Source organism: Luteococcus japonicus, from assembly GCF_003752415.1.
In the GTDB taxonomy this organism is placed as follows: domain Bacteria; phylum Actinomycetota; class Actinomycetes; order Propionibacteriales; family Propionibacteriaceae; genus Luteococcus; species Luteococcus japonicus.
In genome coordinates this window covers 2216162-2231689 of sequence record NZ_RKHG01000001.1, presented here as the reverse complement: position 1 = coordinate 2231689, position 15528 = coordinate 2216162, and the positions used below count along the sequence as shown (strand labels likewise).

The window sequence follows — 15528 nt, the reverse complement described above, 5'->3', positions numbered from 1 at the left end:
GCGGGCGGGGGCCCTGAGGTGGGGGCCGTGCTTCACGTGAAACCCTGTCGGGACCACAGGGCGCTGGGTCTGACTGGCGACCAGACCCTTGGAAAAACTCAAGGATCGGGGACGGGCCTCAGGGGCCGACGTATCCCTTGAGGTGCTGGCCCGTCAGCGTCGAGGCGTCGGTGATGAGCTGGGCCGGGGTGCCCTGGAAGACCACCGCGCCACCGTCGTGCCCGGCGCCGGGGCCCAGGTCGATGATCCAGTCGGCGTGCGCCATCACGGCCTGGTGGTGCTCGATCACGACCACCGTCTTCCCAGAATCCACCAATTGGTCCAGGAGCCCCAGCAGCTGCTCCACGTCGGCCAGGTGCAGGCCCGTGGTCGGTTCGTCGAGCACGTAGGTGTCGCCCTTGCCGGCCATGTGCGTCGCCAGCTTCAACCGTTGCCGCTCGCCACCGGACAGGGCGGTCAGCGGCTGCCCCAGGGTGATGTAGCCCAGCCCGACGTCGGCCAGGTTCTTGAGGATCTTCGCGGCGGCCGGGATCTTCGCCTCGCCGTCGCTGAAGTGGGCGAGGGCGTCGTCGACGCTCATCTGCAGGACCTGGGCGATGTCCTTGCCGCCCAGCGTGTACTCCAGCACGGCGGCGTCGAAGCGACGCCCCTCGCAGTCCTCGCAGACGCTGGACATCGTGTCCATGAAGCCCAGTTCGGTGAAGATCACGCCGGCGCCCTTGCAGGTGGGGCAGGCACCCTCGGAGTTGGGGCTGAACAGCGCGGGCTTGACGCCATTGGCCTTGGCAAAGGCCTTGCGGATCGGTTCCAGCAGGCCGGTGTAGGTGGCCGGGTTGGAACGACGCGAGCCCTTGATGGCGCCCTGGTCGACGGCGATCACACCCTCCCGCGGGGAGACATGGCCGTGGACCAGTGAGCTCTTGCCCGAGCCGGCCACGCCGGTGATGACGGTGAGCACGCCGGTGGGGATGTCCACGTCCACATTGCGCAGGTTGTTCTCGCGGGCACCCCGGACCTCGATGCTGCCCTGCGCCGTGCGGACGGTCTGCTTCACCCGGGCGCGGTCGTCCAGGTGGCGCCCGGTCAGCGTGCCGGAGGCGCGCAGTTCGCCGACGGTGCCCTCGAACTGGATCTCGCCGCCGTGGCTGCCGGCGCGCGGCCCCAGATCCACGACATGATCGGCGATGGCGATCAGCTCAGGCTTGTGCTCCACGACGAGGACCGTGTTGCCCTTGTCGCGCAGCTGCAGCAGCAGCCGGTTCATCCGCTGGATGTCGTGCGGGTGCAGGCCGACGCTGGGCTCGTCGAAGACATAGGTGACATCGGTGAGGGCAGAACCCAGGTGGCGGATCATCTTGATCCGCTGCGCCTCACCGCCCGACAGCGTGCCGGTGGGGCGGTCCAGGCTGAGGTAGCCCAGTCCGATCTCGACGAAGGAGCCCAGCTGGTGCTTCAGTTGCGCCACCAGGGGTGCGACGGACGGATCGTCAACGCCATCGATCCACTCCATCAGGTCGCTGATCTGCATCCGGCACACGTCGGCAATGGAGTGGCCGTTGATCCTCGAGATCCGGGCCCCCTCGGTGAGGCGGGTGCCGTCGCACTCCGGGCAGGTCTGGAAGACGATGGCGCGCTCCACGAAGGCCCGGATGTGGGGCTGCATCGCCTCGACGTCCTTGCTGAGCATGGACTTGCGGATCTTGGGGATCAGGCCCTCGTAGGTGAGGTTGATGCCCTCCACCTTGATCCTGGTGCCCTCGCGGTACAACAGGTCGTCGAGCTCGCGCTTGGTGAACTCCTTCACGGGCTTGTCCATGTCGAAGTATCCGGAGCCGGAGAAGATGCGTCCGTACCAGCCGTCCATCGAGTAGCCGGGCACCTTGATGGCGCCGGCGCCCAGGCTGAGCTCCTTGTCATAGAGCTCGTCGAGGTCGAAGTCGCTGACCCTGCCGGTTCCCTCGCAGCGGGGGCACATGCCGCCGGTGATGCTGAAGCTCCGGCGCTCCTTGACCTCGCGGCCACCCTTGGTGGTGGTGATGGCGCCGCCACCGCTGACCGACGGGATGTTGAAAGCGAAGGCCTTCGGCCCGCCGATCCACGGGTCCCCGAGCTTGCTGAACAGGATCCGCAGCGTCGCGTTCACGTCCGTGGCGGTGCCGACGGTGGAGCGGGGATTGGCGCCCATCGGGTCCTGGTCCACGATGATCGCCGTCGTCAGCCCCTCCAGGACGTCGACGTCGGGACGGCCGAGGCTGGGCATCATGCCCTGCAGGAAGGCCGAATAGGTCTCGTTGATCATCCGCTGGCTCTCCGCGGCAATGGTGGAGAAGACCAGCGAGCTCTTGCCGGAGCCGGAGACACCGGTGAAGACCGTCAGCCGACGCTTGGGAAGCTCGAGGCTGACGTCCTTGAGGTTGTTCTCGCGAGCGCCCTGGACGCGGATCAGGTCGTGACTGTCGGCAGGGAGGTTGTTCACCCGTCAAGTGAACCAGATGGGCCCTTGAACCAAGGCAACTCCCGGCGACCCTCCCCAGAGCACGGGAGGCGGGTAGTTTCGAGGCATGAGCATCGAGCAGAGCGCCGACCACCTGCCCCAGGGCATCACCGCCGTCACCGAGAACGGTCTGGATGCCTTCCGGATCGAGACCGCCCTGGGTACCGTCCTGGTCTACGCCAACGGCGCGCACGTCGCCGAGTGGACCCCGGCCGGCGCCGACCCGGTGCTGTGGATGAGCAAGCACTCCAATTTCCAGACCGGCAAGGCAGTCCGTGGCGGCATCCCGATCTGCTTCCCGTGGTTCGGGCCGGGCCGTGCGGGCGACCTGACGCCGGCCCACGGGTTCGCTCGGATCACCCCGTGGACCCTGTTGGAGGCCGAGGCCGATGAGACCGGCGAGGCGCGGCTCGCCCTCGGGTTGAGTGGTGACCAGCATGACGCGGAGGACTTCACGGCTCGCCTCGACGTCACCATGGGTCATGCCCTCACGGTCAGCCTGACCGTCACGGCCGGTACGCAGCCCTTCGACTACGAGGAGGCCCTGCACACCTACCTGTCGGTCGGTGATGCCCGCAAGGTCAGCATCGACGGGCTGGACCAGGACAGCTACCTGGACAAGCTCGACGACCAACAGAAGGTGCAGCAGGGGGCGGTGCATTTCACCAGTGAAACGGATCGGGTCTACCTTTCCACGAAGACCGCCTATATCACGGACCCGGTTCACCCACGCCGCCTCAGGGTGGAGAAGACGGGTTCCGCCAACACCGTGATCTGGAATCCATGGACGGACAAGGCTGCCGCCATGCCCGATTTCGGCGCGGAGGAATGGCCGGAAATGTGCTGCGTCGAGACGGCAAATTGCCTTGCCGAGAGCATTTACCTGGCACCCGGCGAGAGCCACACGATGCAGGTGCGCATCACGTCGGAAGATTTCGACAACCACTGAACTTCTCAGACCCAGGTGATTTTGCACCACTGGCGGATGGGCACTCTTCAGGAACTGAACAGTTGAATGAAGCTAAACACGGCGCCGAGTCGTTCTCTCATCACTTGCGTCGCTAGCCTTGTCTGGTGCAGCTCCCAGAATCCAGCCCCCATGTCCTGCAGCTCACCCGTGAGCTGCGACGCCTGTGCGGCGCCAGTGAGCACCTCAGCCATGCCTACGCGGAGGAACGGGGCATCTACCTGACCGACTTCCGGGCGCTGCTCCTGATCCGCGTCGCCGAGTTCGAGAAGCGCAGCCTGACGGCCGGCGAGCTGGCCTCCTGCCTGAACCTGAGCAGTGGCGCCGTCACCTATCTGGTGGAGCGCCTCTTCCAGTCCGGCCACGTGACCCGCGAGACGGATCCGCAGGACCGCCGCAAGGTGCTGCTGTCCACCTCCAAGAAGGGCGTCAACGCCGTCGATGCCTTCTTCGACCCGCTGTACACCGTGCTGCGCGAGGCGACGAAGGACGTCACCCCGGAGGAGGCCGAGCGCACCATCGCCCTGCTGTCCGGAATCAGCACGGCCATCCATGCGCACACCGAAGAGGTCCGCAAGGCGCAGAAGCGCTGAGCTCTCCCTCAGGGCAAGGGCGGCAGACTGGAAGGATGACGTCCAGCCAGCCGCCCCTCTCCATGCCCGCACGCCCCCGCACGGTGCGACCCGTCTGGCTGACCCTCGCCCTCGCCGCTCTGGCCCTGCAGATCTGGTTGCTCTACAGCACCCGGCCGCCCACTCCGGTCAGTTTCGCGCTGTCCGACAAGCTGGTGCACCTGTGCATGTTCGGCGGTGTCGCCGGACTCTTCCTGCTGGCCGGCGTACAGCGCGCCGGGGTGGTGGGCCTCAGCGTGGCTCATGCGGTGGCCAGCGAGTTCATCCAGTGGCAGCTGGTTCCCGGCCGCAGTGGCTCCCCCCTCGACGTCGCCGCAGACTGCCTCGGGATTGCGCTGGCCGCGTGGACCACCCCGCGTTTGGGGCGCCGGTGCCACTGAGCGATCAGTTGTCGGCCAGGGCCAGCCGCACACTGCTGCGGCCAGACATCGGGTGGCGATCAGCCCCATGGTGAGGGACGCCGTGGCTGCGCCGAGAACGGGCAGGCCGCGGAGGAGCATTCCCCAAGGCCACGGCGCGACGGGCCAGAGCCGATCGATCAGGCCAGTCCCGCCGATCAGGATGCCGACGATGATCCCGAAAATACTGGGGGCTCCGGCTACTGAGGTTCCCACCCTGGTCGTGGCCCAGGAGACGAGCGGCGTCACGAAGCAGGTCAACAGGAGACAGTTGAACCACACACGGAGGGCGGCATCCAGGCCCAGACCATGCGTTGTGAGAAAGGCCAGGCACAGCGCGGACAGCACGCTCGTGCAGCCGAGGCAGATCGCCACGACGAGCCCTCAGGCGGGAGAGCACGTACAGGATCAGCCCGGGAAACCAGATCATGATCGCAAGGGCCACCCGGTCGGGCCAGTAGTCGAGGAAGTACAGCGACAGAAGGAGAAAGCCGAGGATGCAGAGGATCCCGGTTCCGAGGGCCACCCACCGTTGCCACCCCCCTTCCTGCCCGAGGTACAGGGCCACCGCCGCCATGAAGATCATCGGCGACCCGATGATGCCCACCAGCAGGAGCAGGCAGCAGATGAGCAAGGCCACCCTTGCGAGCCAGAGATGGCTTGTCTCCCCATCCCAGGTCTGCCGGTCGATACGCAGGTAGAGCGCTCCGGCAATGATCGACAAGATCACGGACAGTGCGTGCCCCACCGGCGAGAAGGGATAGTTGACCTGCCCAAACGTGGACAGACAGCTGTGGACGACAACCACCCCGGTCATCATGAGGGTGAGCAAGGAGGCGAGCCGGGCGTCATGCGTCTGTCAGGGCCCGCTCGGGGCTTCGTCGTCTTCGGACATGGTGCTCATCGTGCCGCCACCCCATGGTGGACGGCGACTGGGTCCGCAGGGCAGACGGCGAGAAGAGCGCCTCCTCCATCTGACCCGACAGAGCACTGGTGCCCGCACTCCCAAGCCGGAGTGCGGGCACCAGTCATGTCACCACGTCTGGACGGGGCAGGATCAGAAGGTGGAGGTGTCGATCACGTACCGGTAGCGCACCTTGGAGGCCACGACCTTGTCGTAGGCCTCGGTGATGTCCTCACCGCCGATGATCTCCACCTGCGGCGCGATGCCGTGCTCGGCGCAGAAGTCGAGCATCTCCTGGGTCTCGGCGATGCCACCGATGTTCGAGCCGGCGAAGATCTTGTTGCCGACGATCAGGCTGAACACGGCGACATCCACCGGCTTCTCCGGGGCACCGACGTTCACCAGCGCACCACCCACCTTGAGGGTGCCCAGCAGGGCGTCGACGTCATAGCCCGCGGAGATGGTGGACAGCACCATGTCGAAGGTGCCGCGCAGCTTGTCCAGCGTGCCCTCCTCGCTGGTGGCGTAGTAGTGGCTGGCTCCGAACTTCTTGCCGTCGGCCTCCTTGCTCATGGTCTGGCTGATGACACTGACCTCGGCACCCATCGCGGCGGCGATCTGCACACCCATGTGGCCCAGGCCACCCATGCCCACCACGGCGACCTTCTTGCCGGGGCCCGCGCCCCAACGCTTCAGCGGCGAGTAGGTGGTGATGCCGGCGCACAGCAGCGGGGCGGCGGCCTCGAAGGGGATCTCGTCGGGAATGCGGCACACGTAGTCCTGCTCGACGGTGATGCCCTGGCTGTAGCCGCCGGCGGTCGGCAGGCCGTCGCGTCCGGTGGAGGCATAGGTCATCACGACGGGCTTCTCGGTGCTGGTGCAGAACTGCTCCTGGCCCTGCTGGCAGAACTCGCACTCACCGCACGAGTCGACGAAGCAGCCGACGCCCACCTTGTCGCCGACGGCGAACTTGGTGACCTCGGAACCCACCTGGGTGACGATGCCGGCCAGCTCGTGGCCGGGAACCAGCGGGAAGGTGACCGGACCCCACTCCTCACGCGCGGTGTGGATGTCCGAGTGGCAGATGCCGGCGTACTTCACCTCGAAGAAGACCTCGGTGGCACCGGGCTCACGACGGGTGATGGTGGTCTTGTGGAACTGACAGGACTTGTCATCGGTGGCGTAGGCGAGGACTTCTGGCATGGCTGTGCTCCTTGGGAAAGGGGGTGCTTTCCCATCCATTGTGACGCGCCAGGACAAGCCGCCGAGCCACCGGCCGCTCAGTGGTCGAGCTTCTCCTTGAGCACCCGACGGGCCCCGACGGACTGCGCCAGCTGCCGCGGCCTGGTGGGCGCCAGCGAGCAGTTGGGGGTCTGGCCGACGGCCGGGCCGAACTCGCGTCCCGCGAAGACCTCGTCCCGGACCAGCCGGTAGTAGGCGTCGAACTGTCCCTTGTTGCGCACCGCCCGGGCATAGGGATTTCCGGCGGCACACCGGGCGACGTAGTAGCCGACGACCTCGCTGAAGTTCTCGTTGACGCTGCCGCGGCCGTAGTCGCTGAAGTTGCCGGTGCGGGCGTAGAGCTGGCCGAAGCGGTCATAGGCCCGCTTCGCCTGTGGGGTCTGGCTCCAGGCATGGCCGATCTCGTGCACCACCAGGCGCACCAGGCGCCCGCGGTCACCGGCCTTGTAGGGCTCGTGCCACTTGTAGACGTCGAGGGTGACGGCATTGGGCCTGGTCAGACCCCAGTCGCCGAAGGCCCAGCCGCTGATGTGGGCGGCATTGATCGCGAAACCTGGATTGCTCTTCTTCACCACGTCGAGGTAGCTGGTGCAGTCCAGTGCCTCGAGGGTCTCCCAGATGATCTTGACCATCGGGGCATTCTTCGGGTCATCCCAGCCGGCACCCACCAGCTGGATGCCCGTGTTGGCGGCCAGCTGGCGCTTCACCTCGGCCGGGCGCGCACCGGCCGGCCAGGCGTGCTGCGGCTTGCAGGGCTTGGGGATCCCGAGCACCGGGTCCGCGGCCGACGGGCCGGTGGCCTTCACGGGGCGGACGGGCTGGGCAGCCACCCGTGGAGCCTGGACGGTGCTCGACGAAGTGATACCGTCCGCCGCGGTGGGCGCCAGGGTGGCCGCCATCGTCGCGAGGCCAGCGATTGCGGCCGCGACACGCGGAAGTCGAGCGATCACGGAACTCCATCCAGAGGGGGTGTACATGAGAGTTTCTCAGGTGACCCGCAGCTTCTCCAAATGCGGACCCCACCACCCTCAACCACACCTTCGCCCCGCGGGGAGGGTCGACGCTCCCGCTCACTCCTGCGGCGCGGACCCCGGTTGGGGATTCTCCGCGGGTGTGCTGACCGCCGCGGACCGCGGGCCCTTGTCCCCGGACTCGCTGGCACGACGGCAGATCATGTGCGCCGCCATTGCCGTCCAGCACGCCGGAGTCCGTCAGCTCGTACTCGTCCACCTCGTAGCCGCGCTCGCGGTTGGCCTCGCGCAGCTGCTGGTAGGGGAAGGCTGCCTGCGGGTAGCGGTAGAGGAACTGCGCCCACAAGTGGGTGGGCGTGGCGTCCAGGTGCCAGTAGTACTCCTTGACGTCCTCGCCGTGGTTGCCCTCCGGACCCGTCAGGCCGAACAGGCGCTCCTTGAGCCGGTCATCGTGCCCATTCCACAGGGCGACGGCCAGGTTGAGGAAGCCGTAGCGGTCACAGATCCCGGCCAAGCCGTCCTCGCCCCAGCGGTACGCGCGGGTGTGGGCCTGGTCGAAGGGGAAGTCCGCCCACGCGGCCCCGTCCGCCGAGTAGTCCTCCCGCACCGTGCCCCACTGTCGCGAGGACACATAGGGCCCCCAGCGGCGCCAGGCCGAGTCCTGGCTGGCCGACTGGGCCAGGCGCTTTCCTTCTGCGGTCTTCGCGACGGCTTCGAGCATGACTCCACCCGATCAGCTCCGGGCGCGGTGGCCAAGCCGGCGGGGCCGGTGTTCGCGGCCGGTGGAATCTCGCTCGGCTCGTAGGATGAAGCAATGCACCAGGACCACGCTCCGCACCACCCCACCACCGCCGCCGAGTGGGACGAGCGCTATTCCGGGGAGCCGATGTGGAGCGGGAATCCCAACCAGGCCCTGGTGGACGAGGCCGCGGCACTTCCGGCCGGGCGTGCCCTGGACATCGGCTGCGGTGAGGGGGCCGACTCGGTCTGGCTGGCCTCCCGCGGATGGCAGGTCACCTCGCTGGACATCTCGGCACGCGCCGTGGAGCGCACCCTGACCGCGGCCCAGGCCGCCGGAGTGGCCGTCACGGGCCTCGCCGCGGCCTTCTCCGACGCGACGCTGCCGGCCGGTGGATTCGAGCTGGTCAGCGCCATGTACCCGGTGCTTCCGGCCGACGGTGGCTCCGCGCTGGACAAGCTCTTCGGCCTCGTGGCGCCCGGCGGACACCTGCTCTTCGTGCACCATGCCGGAATGGAGGAGCACGACGCGGCCCAGGAGGTCGAGCTGCTCTTCCCCGCCGACATCGCCGCCGCGGTGCGCGGACGCGACGGCTGGGATCTGGTCACCGACGAGCTGCGGGACCGGCACGTCGCCACCGGCCAGGGCGCCCACCACGCGCAGGACGTGGTGGTGCGCGCCCGTCGCAGGGCTCGCTGAGGGTCAGGTCTGGCGCTGCAGGGCCTCGGCCCGGTGCTGGTGGCCCAGGGCCTCATAGCCGACGACGCTCACCAGCGGCGCACACATCACCACGAGCAGGCAGACGCCCAGCGAGACCCCCAGCCATGGCCGCCAGGCGATGGTGCAGTTGCTGGGCTGAAGTGTCAGTCACCCAAGGATTGGGGCGGACTCGCTGGCTGGTTGGGCAACTGGTCCACGGCGGCATCCAGCGCGATGGTGGGCAGCAGGTCGGTCCGGATCGAGGACAGCAGCGCGTCGCGGCGGGTGGGAAGAGCGTCCAGGTAGTCGGCCAGGAAGCGACGCACCGGGGCAGTCTCCACCTCGTCACCGGGCGGAAGACCGTGGTCCCGGAAGACGCACAGCATCAGGTTCTCCACCGGCCTGCCTTCCGGGCGCAGCGACGGTTGGACGTGCGCGACGGGCAGGGCCCGCACCCCGAAGCGGCGGTAGAAGCGCAGCCGGGCGGCGGGGTCGCCGTGGTCCTCGTGGGCGGGGATGCTCAGCGGGTGCTCCACCTCACCCAGAACCATCCGGGGCTCGAGCTCGGCCTGCCAGCGGTCCAGGGCGTGGGTGAGGGTGCGGCGGCCCAGGCCACCGGCCCGAGCCTGCGGATGCACGGCCAACCAGGACAGCAGCAGCACGTCGCCGGGAAAGCGCTCGGCGACGGCGAGCGCGACGGGCTGGCCGTCGGGGCCGGTCTCGACGTGCATCAGCAGGCTCCCGTCAGTCAACTGGGCGACGAAGTCCTCCTCGGTGACCAGCTCGTCGGGCGGGAAGGTGGGGGCCAGGATCTCGCGGTAGAGCGTGCGGTTGCGGGTCTCCATGTCCATGCCGCCAACCTAGCCCGCGGGGGATTCCGCAGCCGAACCCGAAGTTGGACACATGACCCATCTTCTCGATCGAGCGCTGACGGGTCTTTGACACGTTCACAGTGCACTGGGGTGCGGAAATCGCTCGATCGCGACGGCCACCCCAGCGCCCGGATGGCGTTGGTGGCAGGATCGGGGCATGGACATCCGTGGAATGCGACGCGACTACCAGGGCGAGGCACTGGAGGAGGCGAACTCCTCGGTTGAGCCCGTGGGCCAGTTCCAGACCTGGTTCGAGCAGGCCCGCAAGACCGACAACCTGGACCCCAATGCCATGACCCTGGCCACGGTGGGGCCCGACGGCCGCCCGTCCACCCGGATCGTGCTGATGAAGAGCTTCGACGGGGCCGGGATCGTCTTCTACACCAACTACGACTCCCGCAAGGGCCGCGAGCTCCAGGCCAATCCGCTGGCCGCGCTGCAGTTCCACTGGCCGCAGCTGGAACGCGTGGTGCGGATCGAGGGGATGGTGACCAGGGTCAGCCCCGAGGAGTCCGACGAGTACTTCAACGTCCGGCCGGTGGACTCCCGGATCGGCGCCTGGGCCTCCCCGCAGAGCCAGGTGATCCCCAACCGCGGCGTACTGGTGGCCAATGCCGCCAAGATCTCCGCCAAGCACGGCATCCATCCGCCCCGCCCGGACAACTGGGGCGGCTACCGGCTGGACCCCGATTGCTGGGAGTTCTGGCAGGGCCGCACCTCCCGCCTGCACGACCGCTTGCGCTACACCCGGGTGGACGGCGGCTGGCACCGCGACAGGCTCGCCCCGTGAGCCGGCACGACGACAAGGCGGCCGACGGGGTGGCCGACCGCGCCGCCGCCGTACTGGTGGAAGAGGGCAAGGTGCTGCTGATCAAGCACACGAAGCCCGACGACGAGTACTACGTGGTGCCCGGCGGCAAGGTGGAGCAGGCAGAGAGCCCCGAGCAGGCCTGCGCCCGGGAGGTGATGGAGGAGGTCAACCTCACCGTCCAGGTGGGTGACCTGCTCGACGACTTCCGCGAAGAGGGCCGCACCCAGTTCTTCTACCGCGTCACCCGCACCGGCGGCGAGGTGCGGCTGGGCGACGGGCCGGAGAAGGGCCGCGCCAACGACGAGAACCGCTACGAGCCGGTGTGGATCGGGCTGGACGAACTCGACGAGTACGAGGTCCACCCGAAGGAGGCCGCGAAGATCATCCGGCGCGCCGCCCGCTGACACCGGCCCCGGCCTGCCTCCCGTGGCCGGGCACGCACGTCAGATCTCGTACTCGAAGATGTTCAGGAAGTGGCGTGCCCGCTCCGTCTTCGGGGCGGTGAAGAAGGCCAGCGGAGCGTCACTCTCCACGATCCGCCCGTGGTCCATGAAGACCACCCGGTCCGCGATGGCCCGGGCGAAGCCCATCTCGTGGGTGACGATCACCATCGTCATCCCGTCGCGCGCCAGTTCGGCGACGACGTCCAGCACCTCGCGCACCATCTCCGGGTCCAGCGAGGCAGTGACCTCGTCGAGCAGCAGCACCTCCGGCTGCATCATCAGGGCCCGCACGATGGCCACCCGCTGCTTCTGGCCTCCGGACAGCTGCCGCGGGAAGGCACTTGCCCGGTCCAGCAGACCGACGCGCTTCAGCAGTTCCGCGGCACGTCGGGCAGCCGCCGTGCGGCCCTCGCCGCGTACGACGGTGGGGCCCAGCAGCAGGTTGTCCATCACGTTGAGGTGCCCGAAGAGCTCATAGCTCTGGAAGACCATCCCGATCCGCTGACGGGCCCGGTGCCACGGGAGTTCCTTGCTGGGGACGGGCACCCCGTCGACGTGGATGCTGCCGCCCTGGGTGTCCTCCAGGCCGTTGAGGGTGCGCAGCAGGGTGGACTTGCCGCAGCCGGAGGGGCCGACGACGACCACCACCTCCCCCTTCGCGACGTCCACGCTGACCCCGTCGAGGGCGGTGACGCCGTTGGGATAGGTCTTGCGCAGGTCCTGTACCCGCAGCACGGGAGTGCGGTCGGTCATCAGTTCTTCCACTTCTTCTCGAGATGGCGGGACAACAGGGACAGCGGCCAGCAGGCCAGGAAGTACAGCGCGAAGATGGCGCCGTAGACCCACAGGGCTGCGTCGGGATGGGTGAAGCGGTTGGCGTCGATGATCTGCTGGCCGGTCTTGAGCACCTCGACAACGCCGATCAGCACCACCAGGGAGGTGGTCATCACCATCCGTGCGGTGAGGTTCATCGCCAACGGCAAGAGCCGTCGCATGGTCTGCGGCAGGATGACCCGTCGCATGGCCTGGGAGCTGGTCAGGCCCAGGGCCAGGGCGCTGTCGCGCTGGTGGCGGGGGATGGACCCGATGGCGCCGCGCACCAGGTCCCCCATCTCCGCGGTGCCCCAGATGACGAAGACGATCACGGCCGCGGTGCGGCCGCCCAGGTTGATTCCCGCGCTGGTGGACAGGCTGAAGTAGACGACGAAGAGCAGCACCAGCTGCGGCATGATCCGCACGAACTCCAGGTAGAGCCGGGTCAGCAGCTGCACGGCCCGGTTGCGGCTGGTCATCACGATGCCCAGCAGGGTTCCCAGCACGACGGAGATGGCCATCGCGGACAGGGCGATGCTGACCGTCACCCACAGCCCCTGCAGCAGGCGCAGGAAGTTGTGCCCGTCGAAGAGCACCTCAATTCCCGAACTCGGCATGGCGCAACCTCCCTTCCAGCCAGCGTCCCAGCAGCGAGACGGGCAACAGGATCAGCAGGTAGAAGGCCACCAGCAGGGCCAGCGCCTCCGGGGTGTTGTACTCGCGGCCAATCAGTTCCTTGGCGCGAAAGACCAGGTCTGGCAGGGCGACGACGCTGACCACGCTGGTCTCCTTGACCAGGAAGACCACATTGGCCACCAGCGCCGGCATGCAGCGGGACAGGGCCTGCGGGACGACGACGCGACGCATCACCTGCACCGGCCGCATGCCCAGGCTGGTGGCGGACTCGAACTGGATCCGGCCGACGGACTCCAGCCCGCTGCGCAAGGCCTCGGTCATGTAGGCGCCGCCCAGGAAGCCCAGGCCCAGCACCGCGCTGGTCGTCGCCGAGAGCACGAGGCCCGCCTTGGGCAACCCGAAGTAGATGAAGAAGAGCTGCACGATCAGCGGGGTGTTGCGGGCCACCTCCACATAGGCGGCCACCAGCTGCGAGAGCACGGGGGTGCGCGCGTGCCGCAGCAGGGCCCCCGCCAGCCCCACGGCCAGCGCCAACACGGTGCCCAGCAGGGAGATCTGCAGGGTGACCAGTGCGGCCTGGCCGTAGAGCGGCAGGTAGCGGGTCAGGACCTCGGGGTCCACGTCAGGCCTTGCCACCCTCGACGACGAGGTCGTCGGCCTTGGCAGCGTCACCGTAGGCGGGCTTCAGGGTCTTGTCGAAGGCGGTGTGGAAGAAGTTCTCCTTGCCCAGGGTGACCAGTTCCTCGTCGAGCCAGGTGCGCAGGCTGGTGTTGCCCTTCTGCACGGCGGCGGCGATGGTGTCGGTGGGGCCCAGGGTGGTGATGCCGGTGGTGAACTTGCCGTCGTTCTGCAGGCTGAAGGCCAGCGCCTCGGTGTTGTCGGTCACCCAGGCGGCACCGCGGCCGTCGAGCAGGGCATTGGTGGCCTCGGTGTACTGCTCGAAACTGAGCAGCTCCAGCTCCGGGTGTTCCTTGGTCAGGTAGGTCTCCGCCGTGGTGCCCTTCACGACGATGGTCTTCTTGCCCTGCAGCTGCTTGATGTCGGTGATCTTCGCTCCGGTGGGGCTGACGGCGCCCAGCGAGACCTTCATGTAGGGCTTGGCGAAGTCCACCTTGGCGGCTCGCTCCGGGGTGACGGTGAAGTTGGCCAGGATGGCGTCCACCTTGGCGCTGGTGAGGAATTCGACGCGGCTGGCGGCCTCGACGGGCACCAGTTCGAGCTTCACGCCGAGGTCCTTGGCGATCCGCTCGGCATAGACGATGTCGTAGCCGACGTACGTGCCGTTCGCGTCGACGGACCCGAAGGGCGCCTTGTCGCTGAAGACGCCGATCTTGATGGTGCCGTCGGCCTTGATCTGGTCCAGGGTGCGGGCGGTCCCGGCGGCAGCCTGGGCGTCGGGGCCGGTGCCGGCCGGAGCGGCGGCATCGACGTCGGTCGTCTCGCTCCGGCCGGTCAGGCCGAAGAGCAGCGCCGCGAGCAGCGCCAGGACGGCGAGCACTGCGGCCGGGATGACCCACCCGGGACGGCGGCGGGAGTGGGCGTTGACGACGTCGTCGATCTCGCGGTCCTGGGGATCATTGGTGGGCGGAACGGGTGTGGACATGACGAATCCTTCGCGGGTGTGGGAATCACGGGTGCACGCCGACGCCGCAGATGCGCCGTGGGCATGCGGGGAGCAGCCGGCCCGACGAGGGCCGACGGGGAACGGGCGGTGCCCGATGTGCAGGAGGTTGGGAGTCAGGCTCCCGGCCGGGTCAACGCGGTGCGGACCCGGGAAGGTCGTGGGTCAACGACAGCCGGCCCGCACGCCCATGGCGTACGGGGTGTGCTGCATCATGTGACGCTTCAACGACATGCCCCAACGCTAGCACCGGCCCCACGGTCCACCGCCACCGCGTCCAGCACTGCCCCTGGGGCAGACGACACCGCGCAGCCGGTGTGATCAGGGGCATCCGGTGGATCGGTTGCCCCTGCCACGCCCTGCTGCGCGGTGGCTGGTCCCGTGGTGGGTCTTCGTCATGCGGGCACCCACGGCCGGTTCACTCGGCCGGGGCATCACCGGCCAGCAGCCGGTAGACGTCCTTGCGGGCGCGCTCCAGGATCTTGCGCGCCGCCTCCAGCTGGTCCGCATCGCCGGCGACGACGACCTGCTCGACGGCCATCCCGAGCTGGCGCATGTCACCACGCACGTCGAGGAAGCCGCGGTGGGGTTCGGCCACCTTCGCCCAGGGCTCGTCCAGTTCCTCTGCGTGCTCGGCCACGTGGGCCCGGCCGGCATCGGTGAGCTCGAAGAGCTTCTTGCCGTCGGCCTCGACGGGAGCGATCAGGCCCTCGTCGGTGAGCAGGCCCAGGGCGGGGTAGATCGATCCGGCGCTGGGGCGCCACAGACCATTGGAGCGGTCCGAGATCTGGTTGATCAGGCTGTAGCCATTGGCGGGCGCCTCGGCGAGCAGGGCGAGCACGGCATTGCGCACGTCGCCCTTGCGGCCGCGGCCGGGGCCACGACGTCCGCCGCGACCCCCGCGGGGGCCACGACCCTCGCCCATCGGGCCCGCGAAACCGGGGCCGAAGGCCGAGCCAGGACCACCCATCGGTCCGCCACCGCGAGGACCACAGCCCTCGCCCTGCGGATGGCCGCCCTGGGGATGAGGGCCACCACGATGAGGGTGGCCGTGATGACCTCGTCCGGCGCGGCCGGTGAATCCGTTGCCCGGCTCTTGCTCGCCGGGACCGTACTGACTGGGGTTCATGAACTTCTTCATGGTTGGTTCTCCTTGTTTCTTGGTGATGCAGTTCTTGGTGATGCAGGTCTGCTTTGTTCCGACCTGTCATCGTTATATCGAAATAATAGCGGAAGATATTCCCCGATCCAAGGACCGACTTTCGTCGCGCCCGGGCGGCGCACCC

Annotated in this window: 17 protein-coding genes; 6 read left to right on the top strand and 11 right to left on the bottom strand. The window is 68.3% G+C overall.

From position 1 onward, the window contains the following. Positions 1 to 118: 118 nt before the first annotated feature. Positions 119 to 2476 carry an ATP-binding cassette domain-containing protein gene (locus tag EDD41_RS10695; protein ID WP_123575895.1) on the bottom strand — a complete coding sequence of 786 codons (2358 nt, stop codon included), beginning with the start codon at positions 2474 to 2476 and terminating at the stop codon, positions 119 to 121. 85 nt (positions 2477 to 2561) lie between these two features. On the opposite strand from EDD41_RS10695, the gene EDD41_RS10690 reads away from it, so the two are divergent. The 3 genes from EDD41_RS10690 (at position 2562) to EDD41_RS10680 (ending at position 4473) form a co-directional block, all read left to right on the top strand. Next, positions 2562 to 3443 carry a D-hexose-6-phosphate mutarotase gene (locus EDD41_RS10690; RefSeq protein ID WP_123575894.1) on the top strand — a complete coding sequence of 294 codons (882 nt, stop codon included), beginning with the start codon at positions 2562 to 2564 and terminating at the stop codon, positions 3441 to 3443. A gap of 125 nt (positions 3444 to 3568) precedes the next feature. Then, positions 3569 to 4054 carry a MarR family winged helix-turn-helix transcriptional regulator gene (locus tag EDD41_RS10685; RefSeq protein WP_211336635.1) on the top strand — a complete coding sequence of 162 codons (486 nt, stop codon included), beginning with the start codon at positions 3569 to 3571 and terminating at the stop codon, positions 4052 to 4054. Positions 4055 to 4089: 35 nt separating this feature from the next. Continuing rightward, positions 4090 to 4473 (top strand): VanZ family protein, encoded by a 384-nt coding sequence (locus tag EDD41_RS10680; protein WP_123575892.1) that lies wholly within the window; start codon positions 4090 to 4092, stop codon positions 4471 to 4473. A 4-nt stretch (positions 4474 to 4477) separates the two neighbouring features. Here the strand turns inward: EDD41_RS10680 and EDD41_RS10675 are convergent, their stop codons facing one another. The 4 genes from EDD41_RS10675 to EDD41_RS17195 all read right to left on the bottom strand — a co-directional run bounded on the left by EDD41_RS10675 (position 4478) and on the right by EDD41_RS17195 (position 8329). Then, entirely contained in the window at positions 4478 to 5323 is an 846-nt protein-coding gene (locus tag EDD41_RS10675) for a hypothetical protein (RefSeq protein ID WP_143813829.1), read from the bottom strand. 225 nt (positions 5324 to 5548) lie between these two features. Further along, positions 5549 to 6598 carry an NAD(P)-dependent alcohol dehydrogenase gene (locus EDD41_RS10670; RefSeq protein ID WP_123575891.1) on the bottom strand — a complete coding sequence of 350 codons (1050 nt, stop codon included), beginning with the start codon at positions 6596 to 6598 and terminating at the stop codon, positions 5549 to 5551. Positions 6599 to 6675: 77 nt separating this feature from the next. Then, entirely contained in the window at positions 6676 to 7344 is a 669-nt protein-coding gene (locus EDD41_RS10665) for a hypothetical protein (protein WP_148060531.1), read from the bottom strand. Then, a complete protein-coding gene (locus EDD41_RS17195) occupies positions 7286 to 8329 on the bottom strand; it encodes a hypothetical protein (RefSeq protein ID WP_211336634.1) in 1044 nt (347 codons plus the stop codon). The genes EDD41_RS10665 and EDD41_RS17195 overlap by 59 nt, the downstream gene beginning before the upstream one ends. Before the next feature lie 93 nt (positions 8330 to 8422). Here EDD41_RS17195 and EDD41_RS10655 point away from each other — a divergent pair, with 93 nt between their 5' ends. After that, complete coding sequence (locus EDD41_RS10655; protein WP_123575889.1) at positions 8423 to 9046, top strand: class I SAM-dependent methyltransferase; 624 nt, start codon at positions 8423 to 8425, stop codon at positions 9044 to 9046. A 164-nt stretch (positions 9047 to 9210) separates the two neighbouring features. On the opposite strand, the gene EDD41_RS10650 is transcribed toward EDD41_RS10655, so the two are convergent. Further along, the gene (locus EDD41_RS10650; RefSeq protein WP_123575888.1) at positions 9211 to 9897 is read right to left on the bottom strand and encodes a GNAT family N-acetyltransferase; all 687 of its coding nucleotides are present in this window, start codon (positions 9895 to 9897) and stop codon (positions 9211 to 9213) included. A 178-nt stretch (positions 9898 to 10075) separates the two neighbouring features. Between EDD41_RS10650 and pdxH the strand changes: the two genes are divergently transcribed. Together pdxH and EDD41_RS10640 are read left to right on the top strand one after the other, a co-directional pair. Next, on the top strand, positions 10076 to 10708 hold the full coding sequence (gene pdxH / locus EDD41_RS10645; RefSeq protein WP_123575887.1) for a pyridoxamine 5'-phosphate oxidase: 633 nt from the start codon (positions 10076 to 10078) through the stop codon (positions 10706 to 10708). Then, entirely contained in the window at positions 10705 to 11133 is a 429-nt protein-coding gene (locus EDD41_RS10640; RefSeq protein ID WP_170165329.1) for an NUDIX domain-containing protein, read from the top strand. The genes pdxH and EDD41_RS10640 overlap by 4 nt, the downstream gene beginning before the upstream one ends. Positions 11134 to 11172: 39 nt before the next feature. Here EDD41_RS10640 and EDD41_RS10635 read toward each other — a convergent pair whose 3' ends face one another. The 5 genes from EDD41_RS10635 to EDD41_RS10615 form a co-directional block, all read right to left on the bottom strand. Further along, positions 11173 to 11925, bottom strand: coding sequence for an amino acid ABC transporter ATP-binding protein (locus EDD41_RS10635; RefSeq protein ID WP_123575885.1), 753 nt, complete (start codon positions 11923 to 11925; stop codon positions 11173 to 11175). After that, positions 11925 to 12602: an amino acid ABC transporter permease gene (locus EDD41_RS10630; protein ID WP_123575884.1), complete on the bottom strand. Its 678-nt coding sequence runs from the start codon at positions 12600 to 12602 to the stop codon at positions 11925 to 11927. Before EDD41_RS10630 ends, EDD41_RS10635 begins: the two co-directional genes overlap by 1 nt. Further along, positions 12583 to 13242, bottom strand: a complete 660-nt coding sequence (locus EDD41_RS10625; protein WP_094763466.1) for an amino acid ABC transporter permease — start codon at positions 13240 to 13242, stop codon at positions 12583 to 12585. The genes EDD41_RS10630 and EDD41_RS10625 overlap by 20 nt, the downstream gene beginning before the upstream one ends. A gap of 1 nt (position 13243) precedes the next feature. Next, positions 13244 to 14224, bottom strand: coding sequence for a transporter substrate-binding domain-containing protein (locus EDD41_RS10620; protein WP_123575883.1), 981 nt, complete (start codon positions 14222 to 14224; stop codon positions 13244 to 13246). Between the two features lie 436 nt (positions 14225 to 14660). Beyond that, positions 14661 to 15383 (bottom strand): PadR family transcriptional regulator, encoded by a 723-nt coding sequence (locus tag EDD41_RS10615; RefSeq protein ID WP_148060530.1) that lies wholly within the window; start codon positions 15381 to 15383, stop codon positions 14661 to 14663. Between the last annotated feature and the right edge of the window lie 145 nt (positions 15384 to 15528).

Coding starts and splice junctions, on each gene's coding strand:
- EDD41_RS10670 (WP_123575891.1), bottom strand. CDS start 6,598: ATGCCAGAAGTCCTCGCCTACGCCACCGATGACAAGTCCTGTCAGTTC.
- EDD41_RS10680 (WP_123575892.1), top strand. CDS start 4,090: ATGACGTCCAGCCAGCCGCCCCTCTCCATGCCCGCACGCCCCCGCACG.
- EDD41_RS17195 (WP_211336634.1), bottom strand. CDS start 8,329: ATGCTCGAAGCCGTCGCGAAGACCGCAGAAGGAAAGCGCCTGGCCCAG.
- EDD41_RS10650 (WP_123575888.1), bottom strand. CDS start 9,897: ATGGACATGGAGACCCGCAACCGCACGCTCTACCGCGAGATCCTGGCC.
- EDD41_RS10615 (WP_148060530.1), bottom strand. CDS start 15,383: ATGAAGAAGTTCATGAACCCCAGTCAGTACGGTCCCGGCGAGCAAGAG.
- EDD41_RS10655 (WP_123575889.1), top strand. CDS start 8,423: ATGCACCAGGACCACGCTCCGCACCACCCCACCACCGCCGCCGAGTGG.
- pdxH (WP_123575887.1), top strand. CDS start 10,076: ATGGACATCCGTGGAATGCGACGCGACTACCAGGGCGAGGCACTGGAG.
- EDD41_RS10620 (WP_123575883.1), bottom strand. CDS start 14,224: ATGTCCACACCCGTTCCGCCCACCAATGATCCCCAGGACCGCGAGATC.
- EDD41_RS10635 (WP_123575885.1), bottom strand. CDS start 11,925: ATGACCGACCGCACTCCCGTGCTGCGGGTACAGGACCTGCGCAAGACC.
- EDD41_RS10690 (WP_123575894.1), top strand. CDS start 2,562: ATGAGCATCGAGCAGAGCGCCGACCACCTGCCCCAGGGCATCACCGCC.
- EDD41_RS10630 (WP_123575884.1), bottom strand. CDS start 12,602: ATGCCGAGTTCGGGAATTGAGGTGCTCTTCGACGGGCACAACTTCCTG.